The organism is Saprospiraceae bacterium (assembly GCA_026129545.1).
Taxonomy (GTDB): domain Bacteria; phylum Bacteroidota; class Bacteroidia; order Chitinophagales; family Saprospiraceae; genus M3007.
Genome location: JAHCHX010000004.1, coordinates 91,488 through 103,380, shown reverse-complemented (window position 1 = coordinate 103,380; position 11,893 = coordinate 91,488). Strand labels below are relative to the sequence as shown.

Here is an 11,893-nt window from a genome sequence, read left to right as displayed (position 1 = left end):
ACACAAAGGCACAGAATGCGGCAAATCAATGCGTATTTTGCTTTGCGTCTTTGTGACTTCGTGGCAAATTTGAAAATGGCCAGTAGTGTGCTACCACCCTCACCTGCGTTTTTTATGCGCTTTCAATCAAACTCAATCGTATCCCCCGCCTTATACGTCTTCTTGTCGCCAGCCTCTTTCTCGTCGGGTTTTTCTGCCGGAGCGGTGTTCCGGCTTAATTCCTCTTCCTCGCCAAAAAGGCTGGCCTGTTGCGCCGGTGCCGATTCAGTTTGAGCCGGAACAGACTTCCGGCTTACCTCGCCCGCCTCGATTTCCTTCACCCCGCCAAGCATCTGGTCGCTGAGGCGGTTGCCGACGGCTTTCCAACCTTTCACGTCCATGAAGTCGCCAAGCGATACCTCGCCCGTCATGGCTTTGCCCTTTATTTTCAAGGTGTACTTGATGCGCGGGTTTTCCTTGACGGAAGCGAAAAGCAGTTTCGACTTCGGGTGGTCGGTGAGAAAGGAGAAGCGTTCTTTGAGTTTGTTGGTCTCGATGCGGAAACGCTTCACCATCGTCCAGCCCTTGTGGCCGTCGAAGTGGACGGCGTTCACCACAAGGTCGGGCGTGAGTTTGCAGAGCGTGAGGATTTCTTTCATCTCGAATCGCTGCTGCACGTCGGTGTCGGTCACTTCGTAGGAGCCGTCGTTGTAGAGGATGAAAAGGCTGTCGCCCGTGTCGAATTCTCCCAGCAGATGGCCGCGCTCCTGCGTGTTGAGGCGGCCCGTGATGTCGTCGAACCACAGTTTTTGCGCGCCGATGGTGCTCTTGCCGACCTCTTTTTGGCGGATTTGTTTCACCGGGTATTTGGTCAAAATATTGCCCTGCGAGTCGCGGCCTTTAATGGCCAGTTCCCCAAAATCGTAGTCGAACACTTTAATTTTCGCCGTGCTGCCCGGGCTGAGCGTCACGGTCACGACCTCGCTCTCGCCGTTGGGGTTCACCGTGAGGTAGAGCAACTTGGAGTTCTTCGCGTCAGAGCCGAGTTGATATTCCTTGTCGCGGGTGATGGCCGTCACGTTGAAACGCTTGACGTAGGTGCGCCCCGATTTGCCGTCCACGTAGGCCATGTTGTAAGTGGTGCGCTCGTCGTTTTTCTTCCAAACGGCGACGTGCACGATGTCTTTGCCGACGAAGGTTTTGTCGCCGATTTTCACCACCTTCATCACCCCGTCGCGGCGGAACACGATGATGTCGTCAATGTCGGAGCAATCTTGCACGAACTCGTCCTTTTTGAGGCCATAACCGATGAAGCCGTCGGCGCGGTTGACGTAAAGTTTGGCGTTGTTCGCCACCACCGCCGTCGCCTGGATAGTGTCGAACTGGGCGATTTCGGTGCGGCGCTCGCGGCCTTTGCCGTGTTTTGCCAACAAGTTTTCAAAATAATCAATGGCATACTCCGTGAGGTGCGCGAGATGGTGCTTGGTCTGTTCGAGTTCCTCGTTCAGTTTGGCGATTTCCTCGTCGGCCTTGAAGGAGTTGTACTTGGAAATGCGCTTGATACGGATTTCGGTGAGGCGCACGATGTCGTCTTCCGTCACGTCGCGCAGCAACTTGATTTTCTTTGTTTCTTTTGAAAAACCCGCTTCCGATGGCGTGATGACGTATTTTTTCAAACCCACGTCAATGGTCGAAATGACGGCCTCCCAAGTCTCGCACTCCTCGATGTCGCGGTAGATGCGGTTTTCGATAAAAATCTTTTCCAGCGAGGAAAAATGAAGTTTTTCCTCCAAATCGTGTTTCAGGATTTCCAACTCCATCCGCAGCAGTTCCTTCGTGTTTTCGGTGGAGATGCGGAGCAACTCGTTCACGTCGGTGAACAGGGGTTTGTTGTCCACGATGACGCAGCAGTTGGGACTGATGCTGACCTCGCAATCGGTGAAGGCGTAGAGCGCGTCAATCGTCACGTCGGGGCTGGTGCCGGGCAGCAGTTCGATTTCCACATCCACATTGGCCGCCGTCTTGTCTGTCACTTTTTTGATTTTGATTTGGCCTTTTTCGTTGGCCTTCACGATGCTCTCCATCAAGTCGGCAGTGGTGACACCGAAAGGTATTTCTGTGACGTGGAGCGTTTTTTTGTCTTCCTCTTTGATGCGGGCGCGGACACGCACTTTGCCGCCGCGCGTGCCGCCGTTGTAGCTCGAAGCGTCAATCATGCCGCCCGTGGGGAAATCGGGAATCAACTCCGACTTCCGGCCTTTCAAACACGCGATGCTCGCCTTGATGATTTCGATAAAATTGTGCGGCAAAATCTTGGTGCTCAAACCCACCGCGATGCCCTCCACCCCATGCGCCAGCACGAGCGGGAATTTCATGGGCAACGTCACGGGTTCGCGTTTGCGACCGTCGTAACTGAGTTGCCACACCGTGGTGTCGTGGTTGAACGCCACGTCGAGGGCAAATTTTGTCAAGCGTGCCTCGATGTAGCGCGGCGCGGCGGCGTTATCGCCCGTGCGGTAATCGCCCCAGTTGCCTTGGCAATCAATGAGCAACTCCTTCTGGCCCATATTCACGAGCGCATCGCCGATGGCCGCGTCGCCGTGCGGATGGAACTGCATCGTCTGGCCGATAAGGTTGGCGACTTTGTGGTAGCGCCCGTCGTGCTGCTCGTACATAGCGTGCAGGATGCGGCGCTGCACAGGCTTGAGGCCGTCCTCGATGGCTGGCACGGCGCGTTCGAGAATGACGTAGGAAGCGTAGTCCAGAAAGTAATTCTGGTACATCCCTGAGAGGGTGATGACGGTGTCCTCGTGATTGTGCGAGGTGGTGGGGGGCGTGGAGTTGTCGCGTTTTTGCTTTGCCATATTTGCGTAACGTCGGAAGGGTTTGTAACGTAACGTCGGAAGGGTTTATGTAACGTCGGAAGGGTTTTGAACCCTTCCGACGTTGGGGGCCGCGAAACCCTTCCGACGTTCATTTTTCAGTTAATCAAATTCGATTTCAAATTTTTCCAAATGTTCCAACACCTGATTCGGCAGGTGATATTTTTGATAACCCTCCTCATCCCCAAACCAATTCAACAATTCTGTCCTTTTGAGTTTGGTGTCCATTTTCGACAAATGGGCATGATAAGAAGAGTGCGAATAATCACGAAAATCCTCCACAAACCCATGTTTTTGCGGGTTAGCGTGAATGTAATATACCAATTGAACAAAGTAATCATCGTCGTCCACCGGAATGCGCCGGAACAGTTCTTCAAACAGGCCGCCCGTGCGCCTATAAGCTTTGTTGATGGCTTGGGCATAACTGTTGAAAAGTTTGGAGAACTGGTTGCTGATGATTTTGTCGGCGTTCGTAGCGTCGGACGAAACGTCGGAAGGGGTGTTCGTAACGTCCGTAACGTCGGACGTAACGTCGGAAGGGTTTGAAACCCTTCCGACGTTGGGATATCCGACGTTGATGTTCCGAAGAATGTCCGCCGCCGCCCGCGTCTTCACCAACAAGTGAAAATGATTTTTCAACAGACAATAAGCGTAAGTCTCTGCGACGGGTTGGATGTACTTCGCATACTGTCGCAAGAAGAATGCGTAATTGCGCTCTTCTTTGAACAGGTCTTCACCGTTGATGCCCCGATTGTAGATGTGGTAAAAAACACCGCATCGCATGGGGGAAGTATGTTTTTTCATTGTTGAAGGGTTTTGTTGTTTCGTCCGAACGTCGGAAGGGTGTTCGTAACGTCGGAAGGGTTTGAAACCCTTCCGACGTTGGGGTTTGAAATCCTTCCGACGTTTACTGACGTTTACTTCCGACGTTGCAAAAGTAGAATGAAAAACTTTTTGTTTTGTTTTCTGCCCGAAAAATTTGTCATCATGCAAGAAAAAGAAACCGTCGTCACCCATACCTATGACCTCCTCCTTTACCTCGTGCCGCGATTGGTCAAATTTCCGCGTCACCAAAAATTTGTGCTCGCCGACCGCATTCAAAACCTGCTGACCGACATCCTGCAAATGCTTGTCGAAGCATATTTCTCTCGCGCCGAGGCCAAAAAGCACATCCTGCAGCGTGTCAATCTCGAACTGGAAAAACTCCGCTATCTCGTTCGATTGGCCAAAGACCTCCACTGCCTCGATTTGCGCCGCTACGAATATGTGCAGGACAAAATCAACAACATCGGCGCTCAAGTCGGTGCTTGGCTCAAAAGTCTGCCATGAAAACACACAAAAACCTTTGGCCCGCCATCACGGACTTTCAGAACCTGCTCTTGGCGGCGCAAAAAGCGCAGCGGGGAAAGCGCTTTCAGCCCAATGTGGGCCGCTTCAACGTGGAACTGGAGCGCAACCTCTTTGCCCTAAAAGCCGAACTCGAGACCCGAACCTACCAGCCCGGCCCCTACCGTGCCTTCCACATCCTCGACCCCAAGCCCCGCATGATAAGCGCCGCGCCCTATCGCGACCGCGTGGTGCACCATGCGCTGTGCAACGTCATCGCGCCTATTCTGGAGGGCAGCATGATTGCCGACACCTACGCCAACCGCAAGGGCAAAGGCACCCACAAAGCCGCCAACCGCTTTCAGGCCTACTGTCTGAAATACCCCTTCGTGCTAAAATGCGACGTCAAAAAATTCTTCCCTTCCATTGACCACCAAATCCTCAAGCGCGAACTCCGCCGCAAAATCGGCTGCCGCAACACCCTTTGGCTCATTGACCTCATCATAGACAACTCCAACCCGCAGGAGGAACACATCGCCTACTTTCCCGGCGACGATATGACTCCCCTCCTAGTGGGGGAGGGGTTGCGCCGACGCGGCCTGCCCATCGGCAACCTCACCAGCCAACTCTGGGGCAACTTCTATCTCAACCGCCTCGACCACTTCGTGCGCGAAACGCTCGGCATGCCGTACCTCCGCTATGTGGACGACTTCGTCGTGTTCGGCCATTCCAAAGAAGAACTGTGGGAAGTGAAAAAAGCCATCGAAGTCTTTCTGCAAGACTTCCGGCTGCTCCTGCACGAGCGCAAAAGCCGCGTGTATCGCACCTCGGAAGGGGTCACTTTTCTGGGTTTTCGCATCTTTCCTCATTTTCGGTTGCTCCCTTCCAGCAACGTGCGCCGATTCCGCAAGCGCACGCGCCGTCGAATCGCCGCCTTTTTCAAAGAAAAAATCACCCTGGAGGAATTCCACCGCGGCTTGCGTGGCTGGGAAGGCCATGCCCTCCAAGCGAATACCTGGCGGCTAAGGCGGAAACTGAACCGCGAGATTTTTGAATAATAGACCGTTTCCACGTTTTCCACGTTTACGAAACCTTGAAGGTTTCGTAAACGTCGGGCAAAACGGCTCTATACTTCGCGCCGTTAGGTTTTGTGCATGGCAAAAGCGCAATCTGCTCAAAATCAAGGAAATCAATCATAGACATCTGACAAATCCTAGCGAATCAAGGTATAAAAGACGCAGAAGATAGAGGCGGCGAGGAGACAAAAAGCCCCGGCGCGACGTTCGACCCCGAATGCTCGGGGCTACCAGCCGTACCGGGGCCACGCGACCTGTTCGGTCTTATTCGTCCCGATTGCTCGAGACCAAGCATAGACCTGGGCATGGCGCCTGGGCTACTCATCTCAGCCGGGCGGAACCGTAGTCCCAATCCCGTGCAAAATGCTTTGTGTACTGGCCGTGATTCTGAGCAGTTCTGGCCAAGCGGAACCCGTTGTTGTTGTTCCTGTTGTTCCGTTGATTCCTGTTGCGAGAGGCCGGGCGACAATTCGATTCATTGTTGTTCCACGAGCCGCCGCGCAACACGGCGGTGGGCGCCATACCCGCTGCAAATTTCGCATTTTTTGAAAAAAAACCTTTTCAAAAAAAATTTTTTCGGCTTCGCCGAATGAAGAAAAAAAATAAAAGAAAAAAAGGGCAAAGGGTAAGAGGGTAAAAGTGCCATAGGGTTACCGCCCCCCCGCCGAGGCCGCCCTGGCCAAGCGGAACCCGAAGTCGCGGTCCCTGCCGTCCCGTAGATCCCAGATGCGAGAGGCCGGGCGACAATTCGAACCAACGTTGCCCCACAAGCCGCCGCGCAACACGGCGGTGCCACTGCTGCCGCCATCCATCCAAGCGCGGCCGTCCAAGGGGGCGCCCTGATAATTGTCGTGCCAGACATCCTGACACCACTCCCACACGTTGCCGCTCATGTCGTAGAGGCCGCGCTGATTGGGCTTTTTACCCGCCACGGGGTGCGTCTGGCTGCCCGAGTTGCCCTCGTACCAAGCCACCTCATCTATGTTGTTGCTGCCCGCGTATTGAAGGCCGTCTTTCCACGCGATGCCGCCCCGGGCCGCATATTCCCATTCGGCTTCGGTGGGCAGGCGGTATGGTTGGCCGGTTTTTTTCGAGAGCCACTCGCAATAGGCCACAGCATCGTTCCACGAAACGCCCGTGATGGGGTGTTTTTTATTCTCGCGGCTCATACCCCTTCGTTTGTAATAATCATTTGTCCCCGTCTCTATGTTGTACTCGTTTCCCGGCTCCAGCCATTCGGGGTAATGCGTTTTGGTTTCGTCGCAAAAAATCAGGTACTGTTCGATAGTCACCTCCGTCGCGCCGATGTAGTAGTCGCCGAGGGTGACGTCGCGGTAGGGTTTTTCGGTATCGGCGCAGCTTCCATCGCGTTTTTCGTCGAGGCAGCCCATGGTGAAAGTGCCGCCCTGTATGCGCACCATGGAGCGGTTGATGTCGGCGAGGATTTGGGCAGTGTTTTGCGTGGATGGGGGCGGGTCTTGCACGGCGGCGGTCACCGTATCAGCCACCAAACGCACCACTATGGCTTTATCAAAATCCTGGGGCAGCACGGTCATTTCGGCAGGTCGGTAGCCGGGTGCCCGCACGAACAACCGGACGGGTGCTTTCCAACTGCCCGGCAAGTCCACGCGGAATTGTCCGTTATTCAGCAAGTAGCCATAAGGCAACCCTTCGGCGCTTACGACCGCCCGCTGGTAGATGCCCTCGGGCAGGTAGCCGTTGGTGGCCGCGTCCAGCATTTGCCCGCGCAGCACTATGCTGGCCGCCAGTTCAATGGCATTTTCTGCGGCCAGCAGCGTTTGGAGGTTCACGGGCATGGTGGAGAGGGTGTCGAAGTAGAGCGAGTCGGTGCGGCGCAGGATGTCGTGGTAAGCCAATAGAGCGGAGTCGAGCGAGCCGGGTATGCGGGCGTATTGGTGGAAATAGAACTGGCAGATGCCGTGACCGTGCAGGGCTGTGAGGCTGGCGGAGCGGTTTTCGGATTTTGAGAGGTTGAGCAACAGGGAGTCCACCGAGAAGAGGCCGCCCAAGCGCCCTTGGGCGAGGCGATATTCTTCTGCGGCGGCCAGCGTGGCGGCTTCCATGAACGGCACTTGCGACAGGAAAAAGTTGAACTGCTGGGCGGCCATGTTCAATTGGAAGTGCAGGTAGTTGGTGTCGCGCAGGGGGCTTGCCACCGATTCGGCCCGCGATAGGGAGTCGGCCATTCGGAACAGGCGCCCCGCTGCCCGCGCCGTATCCTGCAAGGTACCCGCCCACACCACATACTCTTCTTCGGCTCTGATTTTCAGGGCCATCCGCACGGCTTCGTTGTGCCAGAGCAGCGCCGAATCCACCACTGCCTCCTGTTGCGCCAGCATCGAAGCGGGCGGCTCGGCCTGCTGCTGCCATTGCCGTTGCTGCCACCAACCCCAAGCCAGCATGCCCAGCGACAGCGCAGTGAGCAGGAGCGCCCACACCATGTTTGGGGTGAAAAACAGCTTGCGGTCCAAGTATGCGGCGAAGCGCGTCCCGGCGGGTGCAGTGAGGTGGTGACTTTGATTCACCGCCTCACCATCGGGCCCCGGCTCCAGCCGCCGCTGCACCAGCCCGTCGAGTTCCCGCAACTGGCCTTCGGAGAGCAGGCCGAGTTGCATGAGTTCGCGCAGGGTCTGGCGGTGTTCGGGGTGTTGTGGGTCGAGGGCGAAGCGGTGGATGGCGAGGCTGGTTTTCCAGTCGAGTTCGGCGTAGCCGCCGACCACGTTTTTGCGCACGGCTTCGAGTTCCTCGGCCACTGCTTCGCGGGCGAGGCGCTCCTCTTCCGGGCTGAGTTGGGCCAGCAGGGCGAGGCGCAGGTAGTGGTCGGGTTCGTTTTGGTTGAGCCAGGGGATGCGGCTGAGGCGCAGCAGGCTGTCGTGGGTGACTTCGAGGCCCATTTTTTTGCCAATGGCGACTGTGAGCGAGAAGTCGGGCAGCACGGAGACGGCGAGGCCGCAGAGCCATTTGAAGTCGGATGTTGGTTGCTGGTTGTTGGTTGTTGGTTGTTGGTTGCCGGTTGGTGGTTGTTGGTTGTTTGTTGTTTGTTGTTGGTTGCTGGTTGTTTGTTGTTGGTTGTTGGTTGTTGGTTGTTGGTTGCTGGTTGTGGGTTTGCCCGCCGAAGCCTTGATGAAGGTTGAGAGATTGCCGTTGGAGGGCGACCCGCCTTCGTTGACACTACGGGGGGTAAGAAAGTCGCGGTGCTGCTCCACTGTATCCCAAAGTTGGAGGCGCGGGTTGGGGTCGCTGCGGTGCCGGGCGAGGGTTTCTTCCCATTTGGTGTAGGGGCCGGGTTCGTGTTCTTCCAGGGCGTCCAGCGCCTCGAGGCCGGCGCGTATGCCTTCCGTGTCGGCGGGATAGAGCAGGAAATGGCGGTGCAGCAGCACTTCTTGCGCCGCCCAGCCGCTGACGGGGAGGGTGGAGAGGAGCAGCGATTTTTTCCAGAACTGGAGGGCATCCAGCAGCGAGCGGCGCAGCGCAGGCAGGCGGGTATCGTAGGGGTTGTATAGCCCATGCCCCGTGCCGATGAGCACGAGCCGGTAGCCCGCGTGTTGTTTTTGCAAAAAATCGAGGGACACGCCGTCGGGTTTTTCGTCGCTCCAGAAGCTGTGGAAGTTGCCGTCGTGGAAAAACACGGTGAGGGGCGCATCCTGTTTGCGGAAAAAAGATGTGAGCCGCTCGAACAGCCGCCCCTGTTGGTCTTGGGCGGAGGGTCGCTCGACGAGGAAGAGGTAGTCGGGCGGCGTGGTGTTGCGCCGTTCGAGCAGGGTCGGGAATCCGCCGCTGTCCACGGTGGCACGCACGGAGGCTGGCACGTCCACCTCGCGGTGTTCGCTTTCTTCGCGGCGGCGCAGCACGTCGGCCATGCGGAAGAAATCGGGCGGGGTGCTGATTTTGCCGTCTTGCGGCAGGTAGGGGATGAGGTAAGGGGCTTTGTCGTGGAGCGGGTGTTTGGCGGCGAGTTCGTCGTCGGTGAGCAATTGGGGTTTTTCGTGGCGTTTTTGCCACCAGCGCCAAATCAGCCAGCCCGCAGGGAGCAGGGGCAAGAGGAACAAGAGCCAGACCCAGATTTTCAGGCGGGCTTCGGTGCGCGGGGTGTCGTAGCGCAGGTCGGCGAGCGGGAGCATGGGTTTGTCGGTGCCGACCGTGTACGAGCGCACTTCTTCCGCGTAGCAGTTTTTTTCGTTGAAATAGACTTTGCATGTCACGCTGGCCGGGCCGTTTCCTTCAAATGCGTAGCGGATTTTTGTAGCCCAGATGGTGGTGTCTCTTCTGATTCCTCCCCCAATGCTCCCCTGTAAAAACCACTGCACACGGGCGTTTTTCTCTTTCGGCGCGACGGCAAACTCGTACTCGCGGCCTTGCAAGAGCGGCGATTCGGGAGCTGTCCAGAGCGGCATGGCGGGCGGGTTGGCGCAGTGGATGTTCACCTGCATGGAGTCCTTTCCGCGCGTCCCGGCATTCAGGATGATTTTTTTGGTGCTTCCGTAGCCTTGTGCCGCCCAGTCCAAATGCAGGGCAGTATCGGCGTGTTCCAAGGCACCGGTCTCAGCGTCGCGCACTTCCCATCGGCAGGAGTCGGGGTGGATGTCGGTGGTGGCGTTTTTGAACGGTTTTTGCTGGCCTTCCCGGCGGATGTTGTCGTCAGGCCCGGCATATTCGATACGCGCGGGCGGTAAAGACGGCGGCAAGGGGGTGAGCCAGTTTTTGATATAGGGTGCGGCAAACCAAGCAGCCAACAGGGCGGGCAACAGGGCGAGCCACCATCGGTGTTTTTTCCAAAAGCCGGGGGGCGGCGGTTTGTGCGACGGCGGTTCGCCGGGGTCTGTTTCACCGTCCGCCCATTTATCTGCTTCTAACTCACAATCGCGGTAGAATGCGTCGAAGAATTCGTAGAACCGCCGCTGCTCCTCCGGCGTGGTGGCGACGAAGGGGGCGAGGGCGTATTTTAATTGTTCGACGTTCCCGATATGCTCCGCACCGTGCGACTTCAATGCCCGCAACAGCCGCATCTTCCGCGCGGTGTCCATGCGGAAACCGGCGGCGTGGAGTTGGGCAAAAAATTGCTCCAACGGTAGGGCAATATGTGTGTGTTGCGGTTGCATTTTTAACATTAGCTACCAACATTTGACCTCGCCGAGGTCATTCGCATATCTTTTTCATGGTCGTATCATTAATTGACCTTTCGCTTTTATTCCCGACCTCGGAGAGGTCATTCGCATATCTTTTTCATGGTCGTATCATTAATTGACCTTTCGCTTTTATTCCCGACCTCGGAGAGGTCATTCGCATATCTTTTTCATGGTCGTATCATTAAATTGACCTTTCGCTTTTATTCCCGACCTCGGAGAGGTCATTCGCATATCTTTTTCATGGTCGTATCATTAAATTGACCTTTCGCTTTTATTCCTAACCTCGGAGAGGTCAAATGTTGGTAAACCCAGCGTGTCAGCCACCCCCATCCCGACCTCGGAGAGGTCATTCGCATATCTTTTTCATGGTCGTATCATTAAATTGACCTTTCGCTTTTATTCCTAACCTCGGAGAGGTCAAATGTTGGTAAACCCAGCGTGTCAGCCACCCCCATCCCGACCTCGGAGAGGTCAAATGTTGGTAGACCCAGCGTGTCAGCCACCCCCGTCCCGACCTCGGAGAGGTCAAATGTTGGTAGACCCAGCGTGTCAGCCACCCCCATCCCGACCTCGGAGAGGTCAAATGTTGGTAGCATCATCAGGTTCAACATACCCCATCCCGACCTCGGAGAGGTCAAATGTTGGTAGACCCAGCGTGTCAGCCACCCCCGTCCCGACCTCGGAGAGGTCAAATGTTGGTAGACCCAGCGTGTCAGCCACCCCCGTCCCGACCTCGGAGAGGTCAAATGTTGGTAGACCCAGCGTGTCAGCCACCCCCGTCCCGACCTCGGAGAGGTCAAATGTTGGTAGACCCAGCGTGTCAGCCACCCCCGTCCCGACCTCGGAGAGGTCAAATGTTGGTAGACCCAGCGTGTCAGCCACCCCCATCCCGACCTCGGAGAGGTCAAATGTTGGTACCTACGATTCATCCGGTATAAAAAAATCAAACATTTGCTTCTTCCCGATTTCGATCTCAAAATCGGCGACCATTTTCATAAATTCTTCTTCAAATGTCTTTTTGCGGTGATGTTCTTTCTGGTTCAAAATGTATTTGCACACGGCATCACGATGAGAGCGGCTATACGAAAACGCTCCATATCCTGCTTGCCAATCAAATTTATGTTTTGACGAATGATACTCCTTGATAAAATCATTGGTGGAAATCTTTATTTCCCGCACCAACTCGGATATGGTTTCCGAGGGTTTCAGGCCGATGAATATGTGAATATGGTCGGGCATACCATTGATGGCCAGCATTTTGTTTCCACGATTTTGAACGATTCCTGTGGTGTATTCGTAGAGTTCTTCTTCCCACTCTGGACGGATGAGGGCTTGCCGGTTTTTGACGGCAAACACGGTTTGGATATAGATTTGAGAAAAAACATCTGCCATATTTTTAATTGAATTTATCTACCAACATTTGACCTCGCCGAGGTCGGCATGGGGTATGTTGAACCTGATGATGCTACCAACACTTGACCTC

At 55.6% G+C, this 11,893-nt stretch carries 7 protein-coding genes; 2 read left to right on the top strand and 5 right to left on the bottom strand.

The annotated features are described in order from the left end of the window. Window positions 1-122: 122 nt before the first annotated feature. The gene (locus tag KIS77_20565; protein MCW5924724.1) at window positions 123-2,843 is read right to left on the bottom strand and encodes a DNA gyrase/topoisomerase IV subunit A; all 2,721 of its coding nucleotides are present in this window, start codon (window positions 2,841-2,843) and stop codon (window positions 123-125) included. Window positions 2,844-2,963: 120 nt separating this feature from the next. After that, on the bottom strand, window positions 2,964-3,665 hold the full coding sequence (locus KIS77_20560; protein MCW5924723.1) for a hypothetical protein: 702 nt from the start codon (window positions 3,663-3,665) through the stop codon (window positions 2,964-2,966). A 183-nt stretch (window positions 3,666-3,848) separates the two neighbouring features. Between KIS77_20560 and avd the strand changes: the two genes are divergently transcribed. Together avd and KIS77_20550 are read left to right on the top strand one after the other, a co-directional pair. Then, complete coding sequence (avd, locus tag KIS77_20555) at window positions 3,849-4,190, top strand: diversity-generating retroelement protein Avd (protein ID MCW5924722.1); 342 nt, start codon at window positions 3,849-3,851, stop codon at window positions 4,188-4,190. After that, the gene (locus KIS77_20550; protein ID MCW5924721.1) at window positions 4,187-5,245 is read left to right on the top strand and encodes a group II intron reverse transcriptase domain-containing protein; all 1,059 of its coding nucleotides are present in this window, start codon (window positions 4,187-4,189) and stop codon (window positions 5,243-5,245) included. Before avd ends, KIS77_20550 begins: the two co-directional genes overlap by 4 nt. Window positions 5,246-5,584: 339 nt before the next feature. Here KIS77_20550 and KIS77_20545 read toward each other — a convergent pair whose 3' ends face one another. The 3 genes from KIS77_20545 to tnpA form a co-directional block, all read right to left on the bottom strand. Beyond that, window positions 5,585-5,785: an SUMF1/EgtB/PvdO family nonheme iron enzyme gene (locus KIS77_20545; GenBank protein MCW5924720.1), complete on the bottom strand. Its 201-nt coding sequence runs from the start codon at window positions 5,783-5,785 to the stop codon at window positions 5,585-5,587. 128 nt (window positions 5,786-5,913) lie between these two features. Next, complete coding sequence (locus tag KIS77_20540) at window positions 5,914-7,392, bottom strand: formylglycine-generating enzyme family protein (GenBank protein MCW5924719.1); 1,479 nt, start codon at window positions 7,390-7,392, stop codon at window positions 5,914-5,916. A gap of 3,936 nt (window positions 7,393-11,328) precedes the next feature. Continuing rightward, a complete protein-coding gene (gene tnpA / locus KIS77_20535) occupies window positions 11,329-11,802 on the bottom strand; it encodes an IS200/IS605 family transposase (protein MCW5924718.1) in 474 nt (157 codons plus the stop codon). Window positions 11,803-11,893 lie beyond the last annotated feature (91 nt).

Coding starts and splice junctions, on each gene's coding strand:
- KIS77_20540 (MCW5924719.1), bottom strand. CDS start 7,392: ATGGCCGCCCAGCAGTTCAACTTTTTCCTGTCGCAAGTGCCGTTCATG.
- KIS77_20560 (MCW5924723.1), bottom strand. CDS start 3,665: ATGAAAAAACATACTTCCCCCATGCGATGCGGTGTTTTTTACCACATC.
- avd (MCW5924722.1), top strand. CDS start 3,849: ATGCAAGAAAAAGAAACCGTCGTCACCCATACCTATGACCTCCTCCTT.
- KIS77_20545 (MCW5924720.1), bottom strand. CDS start 5,785: ATGGCGCCCACCGCCGTGTTGCGCGGCGGCTCGTGGAACAACAATGAA.
- KIS77_20565 (MCW5924724.1), bottom strand. CDS start 2,843: ATGGCAAAGCAAAAACGCGACAACTCCACGCCCCCCACCACCTCGCAC.
- KIS77_20550 (MCW5924721.1), top strand. CDS start 4,187: ATGAAAACACACAAAAACCTTTGGCCCGCCATCACGGACTTTCAGAAC.
- tnpA (MCW5924718.1), bottom strand. CDS start 11,802: ATGGCAGATGTTTTTTCTCAAATCTATATCCAAACCGTGTTTGCCGTC.